Below are 22,606 nucleotides of genomic sequence, written 5' to 3' on the forward strand. Positions count from 1 at the left end.
GATATAGCAAGTACGGGACGAAACGCGAGTCCCGCCCTGATTCCGCCGCGGGCGGGCACGCCAGGCGAGGCAACCATGACACGATCCTTGACGGTCCTGACGGCGCTCCGCGGCGCGGTGGCAGCCCTCGCGCTCATCGCGCTCGGGACGACAGGACCCGGCCCTGCCTGGGCCCTGCAGGATACGTCGCAGGCGCAGCAGCCTGCCGTCGCTCAGGCCGCGCCGGCGGAGGGGCAGGCAACGGAGGGGCAGGCGCCCAAGCCGGGCGTCGTCGAAAGCCAGCCGCTCGCACCTCCGCCCGGCACCGCGGAAGCACAGCAGGATCCTGCGCCCCTCAACGATCCATCGCCGGGTTCGAACACCGCGGCACAGCCCGCGCCGACGCAGGGTCCTGCTCCGGCCGATTCGGCCGACCTGCAGACCCTGGCCCCGCCCCCCGGAGACCAGGCCAACCCCGACGAGGTCGACGTCGTGGCGCGTCCGGCAGCCACGATCCGCTCGAAGTCGAGCTGGGATGACGGCTACGACACGCTGACGGCCACGTTCGCGAAGCTGGCCGAGGAGATGAAGAAGGCCGGGATCAAGGTGACGGGCAAGCCGATCTCGACCTTCGTCGAGACCGACGACAACGGTTTCGGCTTCGAGGCGCAGCTGCCGGTCGAGGCTGCTCCGGCTCAGCGCCCGGCGGGGCTGTCGCCGGACGTGACCTTCGGCCAGACGCCGTCGGGGCACTTCATCCGCTTCGTGCACCGCTCGCCCTATGACGACATCGACAGCACCTACGAGGCGGTGTCGGCCTATCTGGATTCGAAGGGTATCGAGGTGAAGGACAGCTTCACCGAGGAATACGTCAACACCGGCAAGGATGCCGGGGACCCCGCGATGGAGCTGTTCATCTACGTCCAGCCGCGCGGGTAGCGTCTAAACGGTTTGGGTGCCGGGTTCACCCCAGCGCGTAGACCTGTCCCGGCCGAAGCGGCTGGAAGCGCTCCTGGGGAATGTCTTTCGCCTTGCAGGCGGCCGCCAGCGCTTCCAGGGGGCGCTCGATTCCCTCGTCCGTCAGCTTGAACGTGCCCCAATGGTGCCCGACGGCGTGTCTGGCGCCCGTGAGCTCCAGGATGCGCACTGCTTCCTCGGGATTGACGTGCTGGTCCTGCATGAACCAGCGCGGCTCATAGGCGCCGATGGGGATGATGGCGAGTTCGGGCCGGCCATGCTTCGCGCGCACCCCGCCGAACACCTCCCCGGGGCCGAAGCCGGTGTCTCCGATGTGGTAGACGAGGCCCGCGGGCGTCTCGAGTACGAAGGCCGCCCACAGCGCATGGCGACGGTCGAAGAGGCCGCGCGCCGACCAGTGGTAGATCTCCTCCAAATGCACGGCCACATTGTCCGAGAGCGGCACCCGCGCCCCCCAGTCGTGCGCCTCCGGGCCCTCGATCCCGCCCTGCCGCATAATCGTGTCGTTGCCGAGAGGCGTGACGATCCGCGGTCTGAAGGTCTTCGACAGGCGGCCGAGCGTCGCCATGTCGAGATGGTCGTAGTGATTGTGCGTGACGAGCACGACGTCGATCGGAGGCAGGTCCTCGAAGGCGATTCCGGGTGCGTTGACGCGCTTCGGACCAGCGAAACTGACCGGCGAGACGCGTTCCGACCACACGGGATCGACGAGGATGTTCAGCCCACCGGTCTGGATCAGCATGCTGGCGTGCCCGACATGGGTGAGCACCAGCCGCTTGCCGCCCACCCGCTCCGCGGGCTTGGCCCGGAAGGGGCTGGGATAGCTTGACGGCCAGTCTTCCTTCCCCTCCCGCGAGAACTGCCACTTCAGCATGTCGGACGGGCCCTTCGACCACGGCTTGCCGGGATTGAAGAAGACGGTCCCGTCGAAATGGTCGGAGGCCGGGCCCTGGTAATAGGCATTGCCGCTGCGTGCCATGGCGGCTGTTCCCGTGATGGCGGCGCCGAGCGCGGCGAGGCCGGTGGCCTTGAGGACGGTGCGACGTTTCATGCCGGTGAATGTGGTCGTGGCCCCGGCTTCGGCAATGCTTGCAGCGCGACACGATGGCGTTTCGCCGCAGTTGGGGTTAGATGTGAACGCTCACTCACTTCTAAGAACAAAAGCTGTGAGCGAAGTGAGCGCCTGTTCACATCACGGCTTCTCGGATCGAGAGAGCAGGAAGACGGCCTGTTCGGCAAACAGGTTCCAGACCCACCAGGGCAGCGAAAGGCCGATCTGCTGGCCGCCGGCGTCGAGCGCCATCGAGCGGTCGATCCGAGCCCCGGCCTTGCCGACGAGGTCGACGAAGTCGCGAAGCGTGCAGAAGTGGATGTTGGCCGTATCGTACCAGGGAACGGGCAGGTTCTCGGTCATCGGCATGCGCCCACGCACCGCCACCTCGTAGCGCACCCGCCAGTGCCCGAAATTGGGAAACGACACGATGGCCTTGCGCCCGATCCGCAGCATGTGCTCGAGCACCACCTTGGGCCGGCGCGTCGCCTGCAGGGTCTGCGAGAGAATGACGTAGTCGAAGGCATCGTCGGGATATTCGACGAGATCCGTGTCGGCGTCGCCCTGGATGACGGACAGTCCGCGCGCCACGCAGGCGTTCACGCCTTCGCGGCTGATCTCGATGCCGCGCGCGTCGACGCCGCGCTTATCCTGCAGCATGCGCAGCAGGGTGCCGTCGCCACAGCCCACGTCGAGCACGCGCGAACCCGGCTCGACGAGCCCGGAGACGAGCACGAGGTCGATGCGGGTGGCGCCGCTGGATGTCGGAAACAGCGCGTCGGCCATCCGGCTCATCCCCTGCGCACGGCAGGCAGCCCGCGTGCCTGGGCGCAACCGTCGATGAAGCCCTGCGTGGTGGCGAAGAATTCCGGCTCGTCCAGCAGGAATGCGTCGTGTCCCTTGTCGCTCTCCACCTCGACGAAGGACACCGATGCGCCCGCCGCATTCAGCGCATGGACCAGTGCTCGCGAGTCCGAGGTCGGGAACAGCCAGTCCGAGGTGAAGGAGACGAGGCAGAAGCGCGTGCGCGTCTTGCCGAAGGCGCGCGCCAGCGAGCCGCCATGGTCCTGGGCGAGGTCAAAGTAATCCATCGCACGGGTGAGGTAGAGATAGGAGTTGGCGTCGAAGCGCTCGACGAAGCTGCGCCCCTGGTAGCGCAGATAGGACTCGATCTCGAAATCGGCGTCGAACGAGAAGGTCGGCGCTTCGCGGTCCTGGAACTTGCGCCCGAACTTCCGGTGCAGCGCGGCCTGAGAGAGATAGGTGACGTGCGCGGCCATGCGCGCCACTGCGAGCCCCTTTTCCGGCCGCGTGCCCTCGGCGAGGTAGCGCCCGCCGCGCCAGTCGGGATCGGCCATGACAGCCTGCCGCCCAACCTCGTGGAAGGCGATGTTCTGCGCCGAGTGCTTGGCAGCGGTGGCGATCGGCAGGGCCGAGAACACCCGGTCCGGGTAATCCGCCGCCCATTGCAGCACCTGCATGCCGCCCATCGAGCCGCCGGCCACGCAGAACAGCGTCTCGATGCCGAGATGGTCGATCAGCATGGCCTGGGCGCGCACCATGTCGCGGACCGTCACGACCGGGAAGCCGAGCGCATAGGCTGAGCCGTCCGGCGACGTCGAGGCCGGGCCCGTCGTGCCCAGGCAACCGCCGAGTACGTTGGAGCAGATAACGAAGAAGCGCTCGGTGTCGATCGGCCGTCCCGGCCCGATCATCGTCTCCCACCAGCCGGTCTTGCCCGTGACGGGATGGACGTTGGCGACATGCTGGTCGCCGGTCAGCGCGTGGCAGACCAGAATGGCGTTGGAGCGGTCTGCGTTCAGCGTCCCGTAGGTCTGGTAGGCGACGCTGAGCGGCGCCAGCGACACGCCGCAGTCCAGGCGCAGAGGCTGCTCGGCGGGAAAGCGCACGACGCGGCTCGTCGGTGCGTCCGCCTGGTTGACGCTCGCTGGGCCTGGCGCCCGGCTCGGTTGCATCGTTCCGCCCTCAGCCCGGTTCGTTCGGAATACGGAACGGAAGTGCTAGCGGAACCCGGGCGGGGCGGCAAGGGGCGATGGAACGCGGGTCTCCAGACCCGCTTCCACATGCAACGGCGCGAGGCGCGTCCGAAGACGCGCACTCCCGATCAGGACGCCCGGCGGTTCTGCCGGTTGTCGATGAGGTCGTTGACCACGCCGGGATCGGCGAGGGTCGACGTGTCGCCGAGACTGCCGAACTCGTCCTCGGCGATCTTGCGCAGGATGCGGCGCATGATCTTGCCGGAGCGGGTCTTGGGCAGGCCTGGCGCGAACTGGATGAGGTCGGGCGAGGCGATCGGGCCGATTTCCTTGCGCACCCAGACGACGAGCTCCTTGCGCAGGTCCTCCGTCGGCGTGATGCCCTCCATCAGGGTGACGTAGGCGTAGATGCCCTGACCCTTGATGTCGTGCGGATAGCCGACGACGGCCGCTTCGGAGACCTTGGGGTGCGCGACCAGCGCGCTCTCCACCTCGGCCGTGCCCATGCGGTGGCCGGAGACGTTGATCACGTCGTCCACGCGCCCGGTGATCCAGTAGAAGCCGTCCGCGTCACGGCGGCAGCCGTCGCCGGTGAAATACTTGTTGGGGTACGTGGAGAAGTAGGTCTCCATGAAACGCTGGTGGTCGCCATAGACCGTGCGCATCTGGCCAGGCCAGCTTTCGGCAATCACGAGGTTGCCCTCGCAGGCGCCCTCCTGGACCTTGCCTTCGGCGTCGACCACCTGCGGCTGCACGCCGAAGAAGGGCCGCGTGGCCGAGCCCGGCTTCAGCGGAGTGGCGCCGGGCAGGGGCGAGATAAGGATGCCGCCGGTCTCGGTCTGCCACCACGTGTCGACGATCGGGCAGCGGCTGTCGCCGACGACGCGATAGTACCACTCCCAGGCTTCCGGATTGATCGGCTCGCCCACCGAACCCAGCAGGCGCAGCGAGGCGCGCGACGTCTTCGTGACCGGCGCCTCGCCGGCGCCCATCAGCGAGCGGATGGCGGTGGGGGCGGTGTAGAAGATGTTGACCTTGTGCTTGTCGATCACCTCCCAGAAGCGGGAGATCGACGGGTAGGTCGGCACGCCCTCGAACATCAGCGTCGTCGCGCCATTGGCGAGTGGACCGTAGACGATGTAGCTGTGGCCGGTCACCCAGCCCACATCCGCCGTGCACCAGTAGACGTCGCCGTCATGATAATCGAACACGTACTGGTGCGTGATGGCGGCATAGACGAGATAGCCGCCCGTCGTGTGCAGGACGCCCTTCGGCTTGCCGGTCGAACCCGACGTGTACAGCAGGAAGAGCGGGTCCTCCGCGTTCACGGGCTCCACGGGGCAATCGGCGGCCACGGTGGCGGCGATCTCCTCGTAGTAGACGTCGCGGCCGGGCGTCATGGCCACGGCCCCGCCGGTGCGGCGGACGACGAGGATCGTGTCGACCGACACCTTGTCCGCGGCGGCATCGACATTGGCCTTGAGCGGCACCTTGCGGCCGCCGCGCAGGCCCTCGTCGGCGGTGATCACCACGGACGAGCCGGCATCCTCGATACGGCTGGCCAGGCTGTCGGGCGAGAAGCCGCCGAAGACGATGGAATGGACCGCGCCGATCCGCGCGCAGGCCAGCATGGCGTAGGCGGCCTCGGGGATCATGGGCAGGTAGATCGTGACGCGGTCGCCCTTCTTGACGCCGCGTGCCTTCAGCACGTTGGCGAAGCGGCAGACCTCGGCATGGAGCTGGCGGTAGGTGATCGTCTTGGAGTCGCCGGGATCGTCGCCTTCCCAGATGATCGCGACCTGGTCGCCGCGCGTGGCGAGGTGCCGGTCGACGCAGTTCAGGGCGACGTTCGTGACGCCGTCCTCGAACCATTTGATCGAGACCGCGCCCGGCGCGTAGCTGGTGTTCCTGACCTTCGTGTAGGGCTGGATCCAGTCGATCCGCTTGCCGTGCTCGCCCCAGAAGGCATCGGGATCCTTCACCGAGGCGTCGTACATCTCCCTGTACTTCGCGTCGTCGATCCAGGCCCGCTTCGCCCAGTCGGCAGATACAGGGTACAGCTTGTCCGACATGTCGACCTCCCTGGACGCGGCCGCTCGGGCGGCACTGCGGTATAGCGGCGGTCCGTCGTTGGGGGTCCGCGCCTGGGCGCGGAAAAGGCGGACCGTTCGTCGCCTTATTATGCGACCGCACCCGGGAGCGTCCAGCCGTCCGCCGTCGCACTTTGGTCGCTGAAACTTTGGACGGAGAAACCCTTGCCTGGCGATCCTCGCCATGCGCAGACCATCGCAGGATGCCGCCGGCCTATCCCATGTGCCGCAACGGCTCGGCCTTGGTCCGCTTCACCACGGCGATCACGCCTTCGAAGAAGGTGATCGAGAAGATGTGCCGGCAAATGTCGTCGGGCATCGAGCGAGGGGCCCTTTGGGCGAGGAGCACGGTGAAGCGCCCGCCGATCTCGGAGAAGCGGAGGTAGTCGAGATTCAGGCGGCCAGCGAGGCCCTTGAAATAGTCGTAGACGTCGAGGCCGTAGAAGGACTTGGCGTGCTGGTCGGAGTGCACGGTCGACGTGTCCTCGATCAGGTAGATCGCGCCCTCCTTGAGGCGGGGAAAAAGCATCAGAAACGTCACGATCATGTCGTGCTGCTGGTGCGACGCGTCATCGATGACGATGTCGAAGGGCGGGTTCTCGGCCAACGCCCGCTCCAGCAGCCCCGCGTCGGTCTGGGATCCGATGTAAATGGCGTCCGCGATGCCCGTGCCGGCGAGGGCCCCGACCCTCTCGTCGATATCCAATCCGGCGATGCGCGAGCCGGCTCCGAACAGCAGCCGGGCGATCTCGAGAGACCCGCCATTCTGCACTCCGATTTCGAGATAGGAGATGTCGCGGCCGTAGAGCTGCCCGAACACGTGGTCGTAGATCTCGAAGTAATTGTCCCACTTGTCGCAGCGGTGGCGTCTCGGGGCGAAGAAGGCGTCGCGATAGCGTGCAGGCCGGCCCATGGTCACCACCCCGTCGATCTCATCTCGTCTGCGGGCCGCGCGAGCGCCGGGCCGGATGCATCACATCCCGCCCATCCGGCACACCGTGTGCCACTCCTCGTCCGTCACAGGCTGCACCGAGAGCCGCATGGAGGTGACGAGCGACATCTTGGCCAGCTTCGGCTCGGCCTTCACCTGCGCCAGCGTCACGGGTTTGGGCAGCTTCTCGACGGCCTTGAGGTCGACGACGACCCACGGCTCGCCCGGTCCGGCGGCCGGATCGGGGTAGGCCTCTCGGATCACCTCGACGATGCCGACGATCTCCTTGCCCTCGTTGGAGTGGTAGAAAAAGCCGCGGTCGCCCGTCTTCATGGCCATCAGGTTGAGCTTGGCCGAGTGGTTGCGAACGCCGTCCCAGAGCGTGCCTTTCTCCCCGGCCGCGACCTGGTGCTCCCAGGACCATTTGTGGGGTTCGGACTTGTAGAGCCAGTGGGCCATGGACGCTCCGCTGCGTTGGACCGGCGGAGCATAGGGCGGCCCAGCCCCCGCTCAAGGCCCGCGGAGCGGAACTCCACCGCCAAAGCCGCGTTCGTGCCGCGCAGCAGACACCGGAGAACCACCATGGCGAGCAAACAGAGCCCTTCGCAGAAGGCCACCGTCGAGCGCGTGATGCACGAATTCAAGGAAGGCGAGCTCGAGAGCCAGGGCGGCAAGGTAAAAAACCCCAAGCAGGCGATCGCCATCGCCCTGAGCGAGGCCGGCAGCTCCAACCGCCAGTCGCCGCAGGAGAACAAGGAGCGGCAGGCGAAGACGAAGGCCAAGGAGAAGGCCGGCAAGACCGCCGAGGCCGAGAAGGAAGGCAAGCGCGCCCAGGACCGCACGCTGGAGAAGGGCGCCCATGGCGGCAAGCCGAACCAGACCACCAAGGGTAATGGCAGCAAGGCCGATCTCTATGCGGAAGCCCGGAAGCGCGACATTCCCGGACGCTCGAAGATGAACCGCGCGCAGCTCGAGCGCGCCCTGGCGCACTAGGAGAGCACCGGAGCGCGGGTCTCCAGACCCGCTCTCGCTCCTTCCGCAGATGCGCGTCTGAAGACGCGCGCTCCGTGCGCAAAGCCTAGTCGTGCTCCGCCTTGAGCGGGCGGCTGAGCAATGCTTCGGCCGCCCGGTCCACCGTCGTTTCGCCGGACAGCACCGCGTCGACGGCCTCCGCCAGCGGCATGTCGACGCCGCGCGCGCGCGCCATCTCGACGAGGGCCCTTGCCGTGAAGACCCCCTCGGCCAGCTTGCCGCGACCGGCCTCGGCCACGGCCATCCCGCGCCCGAGGTCGACGCCGAACGCGAAGTTGCGGGACTTCTCCGACCCGCAGGTCAGGATGAGGTCGCCGAGGCCGGACAGCCCCATCAGCGTCTCCGGCCGGCCGCCATAGGCCTTGGCGAAGCGTCCCAGCTCGGCGAAGCCGCGGGCCGTCAGCGCGGCCCGGGCGCTCTCCCCGAGCCCCCGCCCCTCGACGATGCCGGCCGCGATGGCGAGCACGTTCTTCGCCGCGCCGCCGATCTCGACGCCCCGCATGTCGGCAGAGTGGTAGATGCGGAACGAGGGCGAGCTGAGCGCCGCCGCCAAGGCCTCGGCAATGGGCTCCACCGGAGCGGCCAGCACGACGGCGGTGGGCAGGCCGCTCGCGACGTCATGCGCGAAGCTGGGGCCGGAGAGCACTGCGGGCATGGCGCCGCGCACGACGTCGGCCACGATCTCGGTCATGAACTGGCCGGTCCCGCGCTCGATCCCCTTGGCACAGACGACGACCGGCAGTCCCTGCTTCAGCACCAGGACGAGCGCTTCCGCCACGCCGCGCACCGCCTGCGCCGGAACGGCCAGCAGCACGGCCCTGACCGGCGCGAGGTCGGAGAGAGCAGCGGTAGGCTCGACCGTGTCGGCGAGGCGGATGCCGGGCAGGTGGGCGAGGTTCTCCCGGGCGGCCCGCATCACCTCGGCCTGCGCGGGGTCGCGGCCCCACAGGATCACGCGCCGCCCTGCCCGTGCCGCCGCGTTGGCGAGCGCGGTGCCCCAGGCGCCGGCTCCGACGACGGCGAGGGGGTCGAACATCACGGCGCGGCCGGTGCCACCGACGGCTCCGCCGCGGGCGCAGCCGTCTCCGCCGGTCGGCTCTCGAGAGGCCAGCGGGCGCGCGGGGCGACGTCGAGCGGATCGGTGAGGCCCCGGCGCAGCCGCTCGATGCCGGCCCATGCGATCATGGCGCCGTTGTCGGTGCAAAGCTCGGGCGCCGGCGCCACCATGCGCAACCCCGCTTCGGCCGCGAGGCGCTGAAGCGCGCGGCGGATCGCCTGGTTGGCGGCGACACCGCCGGACACGACGAGAGCCGTGGGGTGGCCGGCGAGATCGCGGAAGCGCTGCAGGCCGACGCGGGTGCGATCGACCACCACGTCGACGACGGCGGCCTGGAACCCGGCACAGAGGTCGGCGACATCGCGCTGCGACAGCGGCGCCACCTTCTCGGCTTCCAGGCGCACGGCGGTCTTGAGGCCGGAGAGCGAGAAATCCGCCGAGGGCCGGTGCATCATCGGGCGAGGGAGCGTGAAGCGGTCGGGATCGCCCTTCAGCGCTTCCTTTTCGACCTGCGGGCCGCCGGGATAGGGCAGGCCGAGAAGCTTCGCCGTCTTGTCGAAGGCCTCGCCGATGGCGTCGTCCATCGTCGTCCCCAGCCGGACGTAGTCGCCGACGTCGCGGACCGCGACGAGCTGCGTGTGGCCGCCCGAGGCGAGCAGCAGAAGGTAGGGGAAGGCGAGAGCGTCGGTGAGCCGTGCCGTCAGGGCGTGCGCCTCGAGATGGTTCACGGCCACCAGCGGCTTGCCGGTGACCATGGCCAGCGCCTTGGCCGTCGTCAGACCCACGATGACGCCGCCGATGAGCCCCGGCCCGGCCGCCGCGGCGATGCCGTCGAGCTTGTCGAGGGGCACGCCGGACACCTCGATCGCCCGCGCCACCAGCGTGTCGAGCACCTCGACATGGGCTCGTGCCGCGATTTCCGGCACCACACCCCCATAGGCGGCGTGCTCGGCGATCTGGCTCAGAACTTCGTTGGACAGGATCTGGCCGCCGCCGGCGGCCCCTTCCGCCGAGACCACGGCCACGGCGGTCTCGTCGCAGGTAGTTTCGATTCCGAGGACGCGCATCTCGTCTCCCAGCCAGCGCCTTCCGCCTCGCGCCGCGACCCCCTATAGTCCGCGCCGCCCGCAAAGGAAACCAATGGCGGGCCAGAACGGGGGCGGAACAGTGGCCGGGGCGGGACGCATCGAGGTGAGGATCGGGACGCGCGGCAGCCCGCTGGCGCTGTGGCAAGCCAACGAAGTCAAGGCGCGCCTGCTGGCGGCCCATGGCTGGCCGGACGAGGCCGTCGCCATCGTCGTCATCAAGACGTCCGGCGACATGATCCAGGACCGCGCACTGTCGGAATCCGGAGGCAAGGGCCTCTTCACCAAGGAGATCGACGCGGCGCAGCTGGCCGGCGACATCGACATCGCCGTGCACTCGGCCAAGGACCTGCCCACTCTCTTCCCCGACGGCATCGTCGTAGCGGGCTACCTGCAGCGCGAGGACGTGCGGGACGCCTTCATCGGCGCCAAGGCAAAGACGATTGTCGAGCTGCCGCAGGGTGCGGTCGTCGGGACGGCGAGCCTGCGCCGCCAGGCACTGATCCGCCGCCTGCGGCCCGACGTCACCACCACGCTGCTGCGCGGCAATGTCGAGACGCGGCTGCGGCGCGTCGAAGCGGGCGAGCTCGACGGCACCCTGCTGGCCCTGGCAGGCCTCAAGCGGCTCGGTTTCGCGCACCGCGCGTCGTCGCTGCTGGACGTGGACAGCTTCCCGCCCGCGGTCGGCCAGGGCGCCATCGCCATCACGGCCCGGGAGGGCGACGACAAGGGCCAGCGGCATGTCGCTGCAATCTCGGACGCCGCCACCGGCGTGGCGCTCGCCGCCGAGCGGGCCTTCCTCACGGTCCTCGACGGCTCCTGCCGTACGCCGATCGCCGGCCACGCACTCGTCGACGGCGACCATGTGCGCTTTCGCGGGCTCGTGCTGCGGGCGGACGGGACCGAAAGCTTCGAGGCTTCGCGCACCGGTGCGGCGGCGGCGGCTGCTTCGCTGGGAGCCGAAGCCGGGCGCGAGATCCTGTCCCGCGCCCCCTCCGACATCCTCGCCCACTGAAGCGCCATGCGCGTCCTCCTGACCCGCGCCGCGGAGGACGCCGGGGCAACGGCGGAGCGGCTGCGCGCCATGGGTCATGACCCCATCGTCGCTCCCCTGGGCAGCGTGACGACGCTCCGCACGGCGTGGCCGGATCCACTGCCTGGCGCGCTGGCCGTGACCAGCGCGCATGCGCTGCCCGGCCTCCTTCCCCTGCCGGATGGAGCCATAACGGTGCCGGTTTTCGCGGTCGGCGAGCGATCCGCCGCGGCGGCCCGGGCAGCAGGGTTCGCGGCAGTCGAAACCGGGCCGGGTGACGGAGAGGCCCTGGCAACGCTGATGGCAGCCCGGCTTCCGCCGGGAGGCAGTGTCCTCTACGCAGCGGGACGCGTCCGCAAGCCGCTCCTCGAGGCGGCGCTGGGCAGCGCCGGCCTCTTCGTGATTGTCGCCGAAACCTACGCGGTCGAGCCTGTCACGACGCTGCCGGATGAGGCGCGTGCCGTGCTACAGGACACGCGCGACGTGTGTGCCCTGCACTATTCCCGCGGAACGACGGAGCGATTCGTGGCGCTCGCGCGTTCCGCCGGCCTTGAAGATGCCGTTGTTGCAATGCGGCATCTGTGCCTGTCGGCCGATGTCGCCGCGCCGCTTCACGCGGCGGGCGCCCGGTGGGTCGGCATTGCCGGTTCACCCCGCGAGCCGGTTCTGCTCGACCTCGTCGGGCAGAAGGGATGAGGATGCCCGGACTGTCGGCGCGGTAAAGCCCGTGCTACAGCCAGAACGGGTGGAAATGCGAGACGCCGCCCCGCCGCGGGGCGCAACCGGACGGGTTTCATGACGGGCGACGACGACACCAGGGCAAGGCCGGAGCCACGCCCCCGCCGCAAGCGCGAGCCAGCCACCATCGACCTCACAGCACGCACCATCGGGGAGACGAACGCCGGCGCGCCGGCGGATCATTCCCCGGCGGAGCAGGGCGTCGAACCCGACGTCGTCCAGGTGCCGCCACCGGCCGCAGGGACGGAGATGCCGCAAGCCGTCGACGCCACGCAGGACCACTTGGCAGGAATATCCGGGGCCGAAGCGACGGTGTCGGCCGCTACGGTCAGCGAGAGCGCTGCCGAAGCCGTGGCCGAGGCACCCTCGCCTGCCGACACCCTTCCGCCGGAGCCACCCGAGCCGGCACCCAGCAGCGTGCCGCCTTTCACGCCCAAGCCTTCGCCCCCACCCCCCGTCCGCACCCGCGGCCCGGGCGCGCCGGCGCTGATCGCTTCCGCCGTCGGCGGGGGTCTGCTGGGAGCGCTGATCGTGGCAGCCGGGTTGTGGCTGTTCGGCCCCGACATCGGCGGCCGGTTCGCCGCGGTTGAAACGCAGATGGGCGGACTGGCACCGGCCACGTCCGTGCAGGCTCTCGACGGCCGTGTCGCGGCCGTCGACCAGGGCCTCAAGGCGCTGGGCGGCCAGGTCGACGCGCTGGCCAAGCGCCCTGCCGTGCCGCCGGCAGAGGTGGCGGGCCTGGGCACCCGGCTGGGCGACGTCGAGCGCCGTGTCGGCGAGATCGAGTCCCGGCCTGCTCCCGCGCCGTCCGGCGAGGCCTCCGCCGAACCGGCGCCCGTCGCCCCTGCCCCTCCGCCGCCGCCTCCCGCCCCGGTCGTCGGCGCGCGGGAGAGTGCCGTGCTCTCCGTCGCCATGCTGGTTCGTGATGCGCTCTCGTCAGGCCGCGGCTATGAGCGCGAACTCTCGGCGCTGAAGCAGGCCGGCGTCGAGCAGGATGTTCTCTCGGCCCTCGACCCGTTCGCCCGCACCGGCGCGCCCTCGGGCACGGCAATGGCGGCGAGCTTCGCGCCTATCAAGGAAAAGCTGTCCCAGTCGCAGCCCGTCTCGTCCGGGGCGACCCTGTCCGAGCGGGTCCAGAACGGGCTGGCACGCATCTTCAAGGTCAGGCGCAGTGGCGACGTGGCGGGCGACGATCCCGCGTCCATCGCGGCGCGGGCCCAGCACCAGCTGGGCCTGGGCCAGTTCGCGGCCGCGGCGCAGACGCTCGAGGGACTGCCCGAGCCCCAGCGGTCCGAGGCGGCGGCCTTTGTCGCGCAGATCCGGACCCGGCTAGCGGCCCAGCAGGCCGTTGACGTGCTTCTTTCCCAGGCGGTGGACAGGCTCCTCGCCGTGACCAGCGCGCCCGGAGGCGCCGCGCAATGATCCGGATCCTCGTTTTCCTCGCCGTCCTGGTCGCGCTCGCCTTCTTCGGCGCCTGGCTGGCGGACCAGCCCGGCGGCATCGTTCTGACGCTGGGCGGCGATACAGTCGAGATGTCGCTGTGGACCGGCGTCGTCGCCGTCGCTGCCGCGTGCATCGCCCTGATGCTCGCATGGTGGCTGATCCGCACCGTCCTCCGTCTGCCCCAGTCGATCGGGTTTGCCGCCCGGGCGAGGCGCCGTGCCAAGGGCTTCGCGGCGATCTCGCGCGGCATGATCGCTGTGGGCGCGGGCGACCCGCGCACCGCCAAGCGCCATGCCGACGATGCCGGCAAGCTGCTCGGCAACGAGCCGCTCGCCTTGCTGCTGAAGGCGCAGGCGGCGCAGATGGCCGGTGACCGCGGCTCCGCCGAGGGCGCCTTCCGCCAGATGCTCGACGAGCCGGAGACCAAGGTGCTCGGATTGCGCGGCCTCTTCGTCGAGGCACGGCGCAAGGGCGACGCCGCGGCGGCGCGGGCCTACGCGTCCGAGGCGGCACGGATCGCGCCATCGGTCAGCTGGGCCGGGGAAGCGCTGCTCGAGTACCAGTGCGCCGACGAAGACTGGACCGGCGCCCTGGCGACGCTGGACCGTGCCGCAAAGGGCATGGACAAGGCGGAGTACCGCCGCAGGCGCGCCGTGCTCCTCACCGCGGACGGCCTGTCGCGTGCCGAGAAGCAGGCCGACGCCGCCCTTGCCCGCGCCCAGGAGGCGGTGAAGCTCGCACCGGATCTGGTGCCGGCGGCAACGCTTGCCGGACGGCTCCTCGCCAGGCGCGGCGACCTGCGCAAGGCGGCGAAGACGCTGGAGGCCGCCTGGAAGGTGCAGCCTCATCCCGAACTCGCCACCGCCTACCTGGCCGTCCGCCCGGGTGATTCGGCTCGCGACCGCATGGCCCGCGCCGACCGGCTTCTCGCCATCTCGCAGCATCACGAGGAAGCGCGCATCGCCGCGGCCGGTGCCGCCGTCGACGGGCGGGACTTCGCCCGCGCCCGCGCCGTGCTCGCCCCTCTCCTGAACGAGCGCCCGAGCGTCCGCGTCTGCCTGTTGATGGCCGACATCGCCCATGCCGAGGGCCTCGACGACGGCGCCGTGCGCGAATGGCTGGGCCGCGCCGCCCGTGCCCCGCGCGACCCCGCCTGGATTGCCGACGGCGTGATCTCGGAGCGCTGGGCTCCCGTCTCCCCCGTGAGCGGCCGGCTGGATGCCTTCGCCTGGGGCACGCCCGTCGAGCGTCTCAGCGGTCCCGATGCCCTCGCGCCAGACAACGCCTACCGGCCCGGCGACCGCGCCCGGCTCGGCGTGCCGGCTCACGATGCCGTGCTCGCCGATGTCGACGAGCCCCGCGCAGCCGCCATCGAGGTCGTGGCGGAGCCGGTGCCCCAGGTCCCGGCGGAGCTACCGCGGCCAGTGGCGGAGCCCGAGGTCGTGGCCCGTCCTGCCGCATTGCCGGAGGTGGTGGCTCCCGAAGCACCGGTCCCGGCTGCCGCACCCCAGCCTCCCTCGGTCGAGGAAGCTCGCGCCGTGCCCGCGGTGCAGGCCCGTGCGGAGCCGGCCGCAGTGATCGAAGAGCACGCGGCAGCGGCACAGCCGGGGAAGGCGACGCAGGACATCGCCGAGCCAGCCATTGTTCCGCACAGCCCCGGACTGCACGAGACGGCGCCGGGTGATGGAAAGACTGGCGACGCGAAGGTCCATGAGACACGCCCGGACGGAGAGCCGGTTGAGAAGCCGCGCGAGGCCACGGCGCTGCCCCTTCCCGCGCCGAGGCGCCCCGGTGCACCGACGCCCGTCGTTTTCCCCATGCCGGTTCCGCCAGACGACCCGGGCCCGGAGGGCTTCGACGGCCCGGGCGGCAACCGGTCGCGCTTTCTGCAGTAAAGGGACGGCCGCTGCCGGTCAGCCTGCGATGGTCATCATCGCGGCGCCGGCGGCGATGAGGACGACACCGGTCCAGTGCACGGGCGAGAGCCTTTCGCCCAGCACCGCGACACCCAGGATCGCGACCAGCACGACGCTGAGCTTGTCGACAGGCGCGACCCGGGCGGCATCGCCGAGCTTGAGCGCGCGGAAATAGCAGAGCCACGAGGCCCCCGTCGCGAGGCCGGAGAGGACGAGGAACACCCAGCTGCGCGCCGGCACGCTGGCCGGTGCCTGCCATTGCCCCGTCGCCGATACGAGGGCCGCCGTCACCAGCAGGATCACGGCCGTACGAACGAAGGTGGCATAGTCGGAATTGACCGCCGTGACGCCCACCTTGGCGAAGATGGCGGTCAGTGCCGCGAACGCCGCCGACAGGACGGCCCAGAACGCCCACGACTCCAAAAGCTTTTCCATGCCGCCGTACCTGATCCCCGCGAAGGCGGGAGAGCCACGCAAGCGTGGCCCGATGGGAGCGCGGGATCAAGCGGGTGAGGTCGCGGCGTTTCCTGTGTTCCCGCCCGGCCCGTTCACGCCGCAGTGGATGCGGCGGGCTTGCGGCCGGCGGTGCGCAACCCGCTCCGCTGGGCGCGGGCCATCTCGTCGGCCTGACCGGCGAGGATGAAGGCGGCAACGGTGAACGCCAGAACCAGAAGATAGGCGAAGGTGGCGGCCAAAATCATGGTGCGTCGTCCTCCCGTGTCTGTTTCAGGTCCGTGAACACAGGCTGAGGGTGCGCAATGGCCAAGGCTTGGCACCCCCATGGCGATTGCAGGGTCTGGCTGAGGCGCTGCTGCCTTATTCGACAACCTGGCGGTGGCTCGGGCAGGCGTGGGGGCGCGGCGTCGAGACGCATCGGCGGCTCATTGAAGTTAAGCCTATGTACAACTATTCAGTGCCATTCCTTCAACTCAAGACACTTGTCGCTTCGCATTATAAAGTCTTGTCGGGGATCCTGGCTGGACGACATCGATCATAAAGGCCGGACAGCAATGGCTGAAATGGACGTGTTGCCGCCCAGGACTACGGCCCGCAGCGCGGGCACCGCCCGCAGCAGGACATACGGGAGTTCCACGTTTCCGTTGGACCGGTCCCTGAAGTCCTACAGGACCGCCGCAAAGTTCGAGCATGACTTTGCCTGTCGGCTCCACACCGATTCGGCGGACGTCGAGCGTGCCATAGCGTTTGCGGCGCTGTTCGTGATCTCCCGACAGCTCGGCCGCTCGACCGTCCGGGTTCGCGCCGTCAACGCCATGGGACGCGAACAGGTCTTCTCGGCGGACTTCGAGGCCGGCGCGAAGCTGTCCCAGGCGTACTCGGCACTCCGCGCCGTCGATGATCCCGACACCGATCGCCCCGATCTGCTGCTCCGTGCCGAGGGAAAGGGAGGCGATCGGGATGGCCTCGTTCTCGACTACAGCGCGGCAGGAGATCGTCTGAAGCTCGTTCTGGACATTGGTGACAGGCAGGTCGCGGCAACGACCGCGACAGACTTCCTGGAGAAGATGGAGGCGGCCCTCCGGGCGCTCACGCAGCAACCCGAAACCGTCTGCGACAAGGTCGAGCTCATCGGGCCGACAGCACGGGCGATGCTGCCCGATCTGTCGCGTCCCATTCCGACCCGGTATCACGAGCCTGCCGCGGTAACGTTCATGACGGTGGCGGCACGGCAGCCCTCGGCGCCCGCCATCAGCAGCGAAGGCAGGCAGTACACCTATGGACAGCTTGCCGGCGCCGCCATGGCGCTGTCGCGCCAGCTGCACGAGGCGGGCCTGCGACCCGGTGAAGTGGTCGCGATTGCCGGCCCGAGCTGCTTCGGCACGATAGCCGCCCTGCTCGCGATCCTGGCAGCCGGCGGGGTGGTGGTCACACTCGACCCAGCCTTGCCGGGCGAGCGCCGGGACCTGATCCAGCGGATCAGCGGGGCGACGAAGCGGATCGAGGTCGATCTGGACGGGAGCGTTTCCACCGGCGGCGAAGTCATCCGGGTGGCCGCCTGGCCTGATCCCTCCACGATCCCCTCCGGCCATGTCGACCAGCCGCTCGAGGCCGAGCGGCTGCTGGAACTTGACGCCTACATCTTCTTCACCAGCGGCAGCACCGGCACCCCGAAAGGCGTTCTGGGCACCCAGCTGGGGCTGGCGCACTTCCTCGAGTGGCAACGCCGGTCCTTCCCGCTCGGACCGGGCGACAATGCCTCGCAGATCACGGCCCTGTCCTTCGACGTCGTTCTCCGGGACATCCTGTTTCCGCTGACCAGCGGAGCCTGCCTGCACATCCCGGCCCGTGAGCGCATCCTCGACGCCGATGCGATGCTCGACTGGCTGGAAGAGAAACGCATCAGCAGCATGCACTGCGTGCCGTCGCTCATGAAGGCCTGGCTGCAGGCCTCCCGCACCGGGCGGACCGGGCACACCCTTGGAGCGCTCCGCTACCTGTTCTTCGCCGGCGAGCCGCTGACCGATGCGCTGCTGCAGCGCGTGAAGGCCCTCGCGGGCCCCAACACGTCCATCGTGAACCTCTACGGCCCGACGGAGACGACGCTCGCCAAGCTCGCCAATGTCGTCGACACGATCGAGCCGGGCGTCCAGCCAGTGGGCCGGCCCCAGCCGGGCGTCGACGTCGCGATCATGCGCGACCGTGCCAGCCTGTGCGGGTTGTGGGAGACGGGTGAGATCGTCATCCGGACGCCGTACCGGTCGCACGGCTACGTCAACGCGCCGGAGCTGACCCGGCAGGTCTTCGTCCCCAACCCGTTCCGCGACGATCCGGAGGACCTCCTCTACTTCACCGGGGACCTCGGGCGGCTCCGCCCTGACGGGAAGGTGGAGATCTTCGGCAGGATCGATACGCAGGTTAAGATCAACGGCGTCCGCATCGAGCCGAACGAGATCGAAGGCGAGATCCTGAAGCATCCGGCCGTGAAGGACGCTGCGATTGCCGTAAGGCCGGACGGGCAGGGCGACAAGGCCCTGGTGGCCCTGCTGGTCCTGAATGGCTCGCAGGACACCGGCGCCGTCATTGCGGAGGTGCGGACCGGGCTCGCGCAGCGGCTCCACCCCGCCATGATCCCAGGCCGCTTCGTCGTCCTCGATGCCCTTCCCTACCTGCCCAACGGCAAGCTCGACCGCAAGGCGATCGCCGCGATGGACTTCCCCAGCGATGGCGGCGGGGAGAGTGGCGCCGGCCTAGACGGGGCGGATCCGCGCATGCGGGCCCTGGTCCGGCGGCTCGAAACAACGCTGAACATGCGGATCGACAGTCTCGACCACTCGTTCATCGCGCTGGGTGGCAATTCGCTGTCCTACATCGTCGCCTCGTCTTCGGTTTCCGGGATGCTGGGCTACCTGCCCAAGCAGTGGGAGCGGCGCCCGCTCAGGGAACTCGGCGAGCTTCTGGGGGACCCGGCGGACGCGAAACCGGAACCGCCGTTCTGGGCGCCTGTCGATACCACGGTGGTCTTCCGCGTCCTCGCGATCATGCTGGTGGTGGTCAGCCACACCGAGGCGTTCCGCTACATCGCGGCGACCTCCGTGCTGTTCGTGATCTCCGGCATGAACTTCGGCCGTTTCCTGCGGCCGAGGATCCAGGCCACCGGCAGCATCAAGCCGGTCATCCGCATGATCCTCGAGTTCGGGATACCCGCGGGCTTGTGGCAGGCCCTGCGCAGCGTGGTGTTCCACTCCTGGTGGCTTCCGGATCTCGTCCTGCTCGGCACCGTCTTCCAGAACCCTGCCGCGCCTCACTACACGTTCTGGTTCCTCGACGTTCTTGCAGCGAACCTGCTCGTCCTCGCCCTGTTCGAAAAGGCGGTCCACGCCGTCCGGCAACGGGAAGGCGTGTCACATGCGCCGCCTGCGGACACGTTCGGGCGCGACCTCGCCCTGCTCGGCGTCTTCGTGCTGATCGCAATGGTCCAAGTCGGATTCGGGTTGTGGGACGGCCAGGTTGGTGAAAGCAGCGTCGCGCCCTTCAAATGGGGTTGGCTGCTCGCCCTCGGTCTCGTGGCCGCCTCCGCCACGACCCGCGAGCGCAAGTTGGTGGTCACACTGATCTTGATTGCAGTCTTCGCGACCGTGCTGGTGGAATATCCAGTCCTGTCACGAGGACTTGCATATGTCGACCTGTTCTTTCTGGTGTGTACTCTCGTCCTCGTCTGGACCGAGCGGCTGCCGATGCCGCGTTTGCTCGTCAGGCCGATGATCGTCATCGCATCGGCAACGCTCTTCATCTATATCGTCAACTTCTCAGTCATCAACCACATCATGCCCCGGCTCGGCCTTCCCGCCTGGTGGCCGCTCCAGCTCCTGCTCGCCGTAACGGCCGGCATATGCGGAAAGTTCGTCTGGGACGTGGTGAGCGCCAGGGTCATCGGCGTGGCGCAGGACCTGCTCGGCCGGGCGGGGAGCCCGCAATCCCGTCCGCATTCTCAGCGCGCCGCGCCTGAGATCCGGGAGAGCGCCAAGTAACCCAAACATGCCGGGCTGAGCACGCTGCTCGCATTGCATTCAGTCCCGGCTAGCCATCCGCCTCGATGTCGTCGTCGCTCTCGCTCGACCAGGCACGGGCAGCGTTGGGCGGCACGGCCGGCCTGCCGGCGACGTCGGCCTCCCCGGCGTCGGCGTCCATCATCTCCAGCATCTTGCTCTGGTAGGCGCTCACGGCAGCCCTGGCGATGATCTGTGCTTCGTCCTGGTCGTAGCCCTCGTTCATCACGGCCTGAACCGCTGCCGAGAGGGCGACCTCGTCGGGCGTGCTCATGTTCTGGACGCCTTGCCGGACGTGTCGCGCGCGAGCCGGAGAGCCCTCAGCCTGGCTGTCCGTTCGTCGCGCTCCCGGCTTTGCTGCTCCACGACGGCCTTGGCCGTGGCGGTCGTCCGCTCGTCCCGTGCGTCCAGGCGCAATGGTCGCATCACGGCCTCCCTGTCGACCTCAAAACGGCAAAGCGGGATTCGGGTTGCGTCGGGCATTCGTTCGGAAGAACTGCCAAGCTGCAACGAACCCGATCCTCGCCGGCCAGTTCTCGGGGCTATCGCCACGACATTGGCCGGGAGCCGGTGCCACTTCGGATCCAGGCCGGCCTGCGGGAACGTCTCGGCGCCTCAACCCTCGTCATGAGAGCTGACCTCCGAAAGCCGGCAGCCGCTCACTCGGCTTGTGTCTGCCCCTGAGACGGCGCCCCGCGGTCGTTCGTCTGCATCTTCTGCTGCTTTGCTTTCTTGGCCTCATGGTGCCCCACAGCGCATCCTGCTGCGGCCCCAAGCACGCCGTGGCCCACCACGTGACCGGCCAGACCACCGACGACAGCGCCGGACGCGCAGCCTGCCGCCTGAGCTTGTGATGCACCCGCGAGTGCCGCCACAGCCGCGAGGGAGAGTATCAACGTCCGCATATGAGCCTCCATTTCGACGGACAACGAACTGCTCGTCGCGTTGGTTCAATCCGTCTGCCGGTTGGCTGGCTCAGGCCGGGAACTTCGCACATCTGCCAGCATGGCCCGCCGGACGTCCCTTTGACGTGCTGATGCCGCAGGCGAATAAGTTCGCTCCGGCTGGAACGACCCAGGCAGCTCCGCTTTCGAATATATCTCAGATTCCAAGTCGGCGTCCGCATTTTACCTGTATCGGAGCCGCAACCACTCCTGTCTGCTCATCGTTGACGTGCTGATTCGGAGAGCAGCCATGGTCAAGACTGTCGTACTCGGCGCGTTGAGTTCTGCCGTTTTATGGGCAGGACTGGCCTGGATGGTGATGCGGGCGACGGGCCACTGAGCAGCCTCTCTCAGGCTCAGCCCTCCCCGCGGCGGAGTTCATCGGCGTTCGACCCTGTGTGTTGGCGTCCAGTGCAACGCGACCCGGTTCACCCGGGCGATCGCTGCCGCAGACGTCGCGGGGGGCGTTGGCCCGTTCTGGCGGCCTGGTCAGGCCAGCAGGTCGACCGCGCGACCCACCGGTGTCGCTTTCGGCGATGCGTCACCGCGCAGGCCGGCGAGCGAGCCGCCGAACGACACCGCGTCATCCTGGTTGCTTGCGTTCACGCCGCCCCGATTGACATCGCCCGGCTTGGTTTCGCCCGGCTTGACATCGCCCGGCTTGGCCACCTTGCCGCTTCCCCCTGCCGCGTCCGCAGGACCCGGATGCGGGTTCTCGCCACGCTTCGCCTTGGCGATGTCGGCGCAGTCGCGGCACGCGTAGCCATTGACGATGGTGAGCGACATGCGGCGGCTCCGAGCAAGCCCGTCGGGATGAGGCGGCGCCGGGACACGGCGCGCCAAGCCACACCATGGCCCCGCAAGCGTGAACGAAGCCCTTGTTGGCCCGCGTGCTCACGAAGCTGTGACGCATGGCCCGCGTTCTTCCTGCCCCGCAGTGGACCGGCTGTAATCCACAACCGACGTGTTCACGGCGGATAAAGGGCGATGGCGCAGGCCACAGCGCGTGATCAGCAGGATTTCGTGGCTGGTTCAGGCCGAGTTAATGGTGCCGCAAGAGGGATTCGAACCCCCGACCCCCTCATTACGAATGAGGTGCTCTACCAGCTGAGCTATTGCGGCGACGGCGTGGTCAATAGCGGCATCTTTCAGCGTTGGCAAGCGCGGACGAGGCCGCGCATGCGTTGGCTCAGCGCCGGCCGCGGCTGATCAGCTCGGCGCGGCCGGTGAGTTCCGCGCGCCCGGTGAGTTCGGCGCGGCCGGTGAGTTCTGCCCTTCCCGTCATTTCGGCGCGGCCGGTCAGGTTGGCGCCGGCGCTCATTTCGGGGTCGAGAAGGATGTCCGACAGGCTGCCCGAGAAGCTCTCGAGGCGGATCGAGTGGTCGCTCTTGTCATAGGCCCACATGGTGACGCCGGACGCGAACACCTGGCTTTTGAACTCGACTCCGGAGATGCCGAGCTGGATCGGATCTTGCCCCGCCGTGACCTCGAAGCCGTCGCCATGGACGAGGAAGATCGCGGGGGCGGCGAGCTTGAAGTAGTTGCCCTCGAAGCTGAAGCCGTAGATGCGCGCCAGCGCCGGCCGCTCCGGCTTGGCCTTCTTCTCGTCGAGCTTGCCGAGGGCGGGATCGCGGCGAAACTTGTCGGCCTGCGCGTTCCAGTAGGGATTGGGGGCACCGCCGCCGTCCTTCCCCAGGTCGATATCGGTGTAGCCGTCATAGGCGGCGACGTTGATCACGAGGTCCGTCAGCTTGCGGCCGAAGAGCCTTACGAGGGACCCGGACAGCAGCGTCTCGTTCAGCCGATTCATGTTGCTCATGAGACTTC

The 22,606-nt window shown here is 68.9% G+C and carries 21 protein-coding genes and 1 tRNA gene; 7 read left to right on the forward strand and 15 right to left on the reverse strand.

All coding sequences use genetic code 11. The features are described 5' to 3' along the window. Positions 1-75 precede the first annotated feature (75 nt). Complete coding sequence (locus AC5JCN_RS15230; protein ID WP_495755928.1) at positions 76-918, forward strand: GyrI-like domain-containing protein; 843 nt, start codon at positions 76-78, stop codon at positions 916-918. Positions 919-943: 25 nt separating this feature from the next. On the opposite strand, the gene AC5JCN_RS15235 is transcribed toward AC5JCN_RS15230, so the two are convergent. The 6 genes from AC5JCN_RS15235 to AC5JCN_RS15260 form a co-directional block, all read right to left on the reverse strand. Continuing rightward, a complete protein-coding gene (locus AC5JCN_RS15235; RefSeq protein ID WP_495755929.1) occupies positions 944-2,008 on the reverse strand; it encodes an MBL fold metallo-hydrolase in 1,065 nt (354 codons plus the stop codon). 141 nt (positions 2,009-2,149) lie between these two features. Further along, a complete protein-coding gene (metW, locus tag AC5JCN_RS15240) occupies positions 2,150-2,794 on the reverse strand; it encodes a methionine biosynthesis protein MetW (protein ID WP_495755930.1) in 645 nt (214 codons plus the stop codon). Between the two features lie 5 nt (positions 2,795-2,799). Beyond that, a complete protein-coding gene (gene metX, locus AC5JCN_RS15245; RefSeq protein ID WP_495755931.1) occupies positions 2,800-3,984 on the reverse strand; it encodes a homoserine O-acetyltransferase MetX in 1,185 nt (394 codons plus the stop codon). Positions 3,985-4,133: 149 nt separating this feature from the next. Then, positions 4,134-6,077, reverse strand: a complete 1,944-nt coding sequence (gene acs, locus AC5JCN_RS15250) for an acetate--CoA ligase (protein ID WP_495755932.1) — start codon at positions 6,075-6,077, stop codon at positions 4,134-4,136. Between the two features lie 232 nt (positions 6,078-6,309). Next, positions 6,310-7,008, reverse strand: a complete 699-nt coding sequence (locus AC5JCN_RS15255) for a class I SAM-dependent methyltransferase (RefSeq protein ID WP_495755933.1) — start codon at positions 7,006-7,008, stop codon at positions 6,310-6,312. Positions 7,009-7,068: 60 nt separating this feature from the next. Beyond that, positions 7,069-7,485: an EVE domain-containing protein gene (locus AC5JCN_RS15260; RefSeq protein ID WP_495755934.1), complete on the reverse strand. Its 417-nt coding sequence runs from the start codon at positions 7,483-7,485 to the stop codon at positions 7,069-7,071. A gap of 123 nt (positions 7,486-7,608) precedes the next feature. Between AC5JCN_RS15260 and AC5JCN_RS15265 the strand changes: the two genes are divergently transcribed. Next, complete coding sequence (locus AC5JCN_RS15265) at positions 7,609-8,019, forward strand: DUF6496 domain-containing protein (RefSeq protein WP_495755935.1); 411 nt, start codon at positions 7,609-7,611, stop codon at positions 8,017-8,019. Positions 8,020-8,104: 85 nt separating this feature from the next. On the opposite strand, the gene AC5JCN_RS15270 is transcribed toward AC5JCN_RS15265, so the two are convergent. Further along, entirely contained in the window at positions 8,105-9,094 is a 990-nt protein-coding gene (locus tag AC5JCN_RS15270; protein ID WP_495755936.1) for an NAD(P)H-dependent glycerol-3-phosphate dehydrogenase, read from the reverse strand. Continuing rightward, on the reverse strand, positions 9,094-10,182 hold the full coding sequence (gene tsaD / locus AC5JCN_RS15275; RefSeq protein WP_495755937.1) for a tRNA (adenosine(37)-N6)-threonylcarbamoyltransferase complex transferase subunit TsaD: 1,089 nt from the start codon (positions 10,180-10,182) through the stop codon (positions 9,094-9,096). Before tsaD ends, AC5JCN_RS15270 begins: the two co-directional genes overlap by 1 nt. 73 nt (positions 10,183-10,255) lie before the next feature. On the opposite strand from tsaD, the gene hemC reads away from it, so the two are divergent. The 4 genes from hemC (at position 10,256) to AC5JCN_RS15295 (ending at position 15,309) form a co-directional block, all read left to right on the forward strand. Beyond that, positions 10,256-11,215, forward strand: coding sequence for a hydroxymethylbilane synthase (hemC, locus tag AC5JCN_RS15280; protein WP_495755938.1), 960 nt, complete (start codon positions 10,256-10,258; stop codon positions 11,213-11,215). A 6-nt stretch (positions 11,216-11,221) separates the two neighbouring features. Continuing rightward, positions 11,222-11,929, forward strand: a complete 708-nt coding sequence (locus AC5JCN_RS15285) for a uroporphyrinogen-III synthase (protein WP_495755939.1) — start codon at positions 11,222-11,224, stop codon at positions 11,927-11,929. 99 nt (positions 11,930-12,028) lie between these two features. After that, entirely contained in the window at positions 12,029-13,393 is a 1,365-nt protein-coding gene (locus AC5JCN_RS15290) for a COG4223 family protein (protein ID WP_495755940.1), read from the forward strand. Then, entirely contained in the window at positions 13,390-15,309 is a 1,920-nt protein-coding gene (locus tag AC5JCN_RS15295; RefSeq protein WP_495755941.1) for a heme biosynthesis protein HemY, read from the forward strand. The genes AC5JCN_RS15290 and AC5JCN_RS15295 overlap by 4 nt, the downstream gene beginning before the upstream one ends. Before the next feature lie 18 nt (positions 15,310-15,327). Here the strand turns inward: AC5JCN_RS15295 and AC5JCN_RS15300 are convergent, their stop codons facing one another. After that, positions 15,328-15,765: an EamA family transporter gene (locus tag AC5JCN_RS15300; protein ID WP_495755942.1), complete on the reverse strand. Its 438-nt coding sequence runs from the start codon at positions 15,763-15,765 to the stop codon at positions 15,328-15,330. A 113-nt stretch (positions 15,766-15,878) separates the two neighbouring features. Then, a complete protein-coding gene (locus AC5JCN_RS15305) occupies positions 15,879-16,031 on the reverse strand; it encodes a hypothetical protein (protein WP_495755943.1) in 153 nt (50 codons plus the stop codon). A 399-nt stretch (positions 16,032-16,430) separates the two neighbouring features. On the opposite strand from AC5JCN_RS15305, the gene AC5JCN_RS15310 reads away from it, so the two are divergent. After that, a complete protein-coding gene (locus AC5JCN_RS15310; RefSeq protein WP_495755944.1) occupies positions 16,431-19,817 on the forward strand; it encodes an amino acid adenylation domain-containing protein in 3,387 nt (1,128 codons plus the stop codon). A gap of 49 nt (positions 19,818-19,866) precedes the next feature. Here AC5JCN_RS15310 and AC5JCN_RS15315 read toward each other — a convergent pair whose 3' ends face one another. The 5 genes from AC5JCN_RS15315 to AC5JCN_RS15335 form a co-directional block, all read right to left on the reverse strand. Beyond that, positions 19,867-20,109 carry a hypothetical protein gene (locus AC5JCN_RS15315; protein ID WP_495755945.1) on the reverse strand — a complete coding sequence of 81 codons (243 nt, stop codon included), beginning with the start codon at positions 20,107-20,109 and terminating at the stop codon, positions 19,867-19,869. Beyond that, positions 20,106-20,261, reverse strand: a complete 156-nt coding sequence (locus AC5JCN_RS15320) for a hypothetical protein (protein WP_495755946.1) — start codon at positions 20,259-20,261, stop codon at positions 20,106-20,108. Before AC5JCN_RS15320 ends, AC5JCN_RS15315 begins: the two co-directional genes overlap by 4 nt. A 1,007-nt stretch (positions 20,262-21,268) precedes the next feature. Next, positions 21,269-21,565, reverse strand: coding sequence for a hypothetical protein (locus tag AC5JCN_RS15325; RefSeq protein WP_495755947.1), 297 nt, complete (start codon positions 21,563-21,565; stop codon positions 21,269-21,271). A 260-nt stretch (positions 21,566-21,825) separates the two neighbouring features. Further along, positions 21,826-21,901, reverse strand: a tRNA-Thr gene (locus tag AC5JCN_RS15330). 67 nt (positions 21,902-21,968) lie between these two features. Beyond that, entirely contained in the window at positions 21,969-22,598 is a 630-nt protein-coding gene (locus AC5JCN_RS15335; RefSeq protein ID WP_495755948.1) for a hypothetical protein, read from the reverse strand. Between the last annotated feature and the right edge of the window lie 8 nt (positions 22,599-22,606).

This window comes from Alsobacter sp., assembly GCF_059501845.1.

Bases quoted from the DNA above. Each gene is read 5' to 3' on its own strand.
- AC5JCN_RS15230 (WP_495755928.1), top strand. From the start codon at position 76: ATGACACGATCCTTGACGGTCCTGACGGCGCTCCGCGGCGCGGTGGCA.
- AC5JCN_RS15235 (WP_495755929.1), bottom strand. From the start codon at position 2,008: ATGAAACGTCGCACCGTCCTCAAGGCCACCGGCCTCGCCGCGCTCGGC.
- metW (WP_495755930.1), bottom strand. From the start codon at position 2,794: ATGGCCGACGCGCTGTTTCCGACATCCAGCGGCGCCACCCGCATCGAC.
- metX (WP_495755931.1), bottom strand. From the start codon at position 3,984: ATGCAACCGAGCCGGGCGCCAGGCCCAGCGAGCGTCAACCAGGCGGAC.
- acs (WP_495755932.1), bottom strand. From the start codon at position 6,077: ATGTCGGACAAGCTGTACCCTGTATCTGCCGACTGGGCGAAGCGGGCC.
- AC5JCN_RS15255 (WP_495755933.1), bottom strand. From the start codon at position 7,008: ATGGGCCGGCCTGCACGCTATCGCGACGCCTTCTTCGCCCCGAGACGC.
- AC5JCN_RS15260 (WP_495755934.1), bottom strand. From the start codon at position 7,485: ATGGCCCACTGGCTCTACAAGTCCGAACCCCACAAATGGTCCTGGGAG.
- AC5JCN_RS15265 (WP_495755935.1), top strand. From the start codon at position 7,609: ATGGCGAGCAAACAGAGCCCTTCGCAGAAGGCCACCGTCGAGCGCGTG.
- AC5JCN_RS15270 (WP_495755936.1), bottom strand. From the start codon at position 9,094: ATGTTCGACCCCCTCGCCGTCGTCGGAGCCGGCGCCTGGGGCACCGCG.
- tsaD (WP_495755937.1), bottom strand. From the start codon at position 10,182: ATGCGCGTCCTCGGAATCGAAACTACCTGCGACGAGACCGCCGTGGCC.
- hemC (WP_495755938.1), top strand. From the start codon at position 10,256: ATGGCGGGCCAGAACGGGGGCGGAACAGTGGCCGGGGCGGGACGCATC.
- AC5JCN_RS15285 (WP_495755939.1), top strand. From the start codon at position 11,222: ATGCGCGTCCTCCTGACCCGCGCCGCGGAGGACGCCGGGGCAACGGCG.
- AC5JCN_RS15290 (WP_495755940.1), top strand. From the start codon at position 12,029: ATGACGGGCGACGACGACACCAGGGCAAGGCCGGAGCCACGCCCCCGC.
- AC5JCN_RS15295 (WP_495755941.1), top strand. From the start codon at position 13,390: ATGATCCGGATCCTCGTTTTCCTCGCCGTCCTGGTCGCGCTCGCCTTC.
- AC5JCN_RS15300 (WP_495755942.1), bottom strand. From the start codon at position 15,765: ATGGAAAAGCTTTTGGAGTCGTGGGCGTTCTGGGCCGTCCTGTCGGCG.
- AC5JCN_RS15305 (WP_495755943.1), bottom strand. From the start codon at position 16,031: ATGATTTTGGCCGCCACCTTCGCCTATCTTCTGGTTCTGGCGTTCACC.
- AC5JCN_RS15315 (WP_495755945.1), bottom strand. From the start codon at position 20,109: ATGAGCACGCCCGACGAGGTCGCCCTCTCGGCAGCGGTTCAGGCCGTG.
- AC5JCN_RS15320 (WP_495755946.1), bottom strand. From the start codon at position 20,261: ATGCGACCATTGCGCCTGGACGCACGGGACGAGCGGACGACCGCCACG.
- AC5JCN_RS15325 (WP_495755947.1), bottom strand. From the start codon at position 21,565: ATGTCGCTCACCATCGTCAATGGCTACGCGTGCCGCGACTGCGCCGAC.
- AC5JCN_RS15335 (WP_495755948.1), bottom strand. From the start codon at position 22,598: ATGAGCAACATGAATCGGCTGAACGAGACGCTGCTGTCCGGGTCCCTC.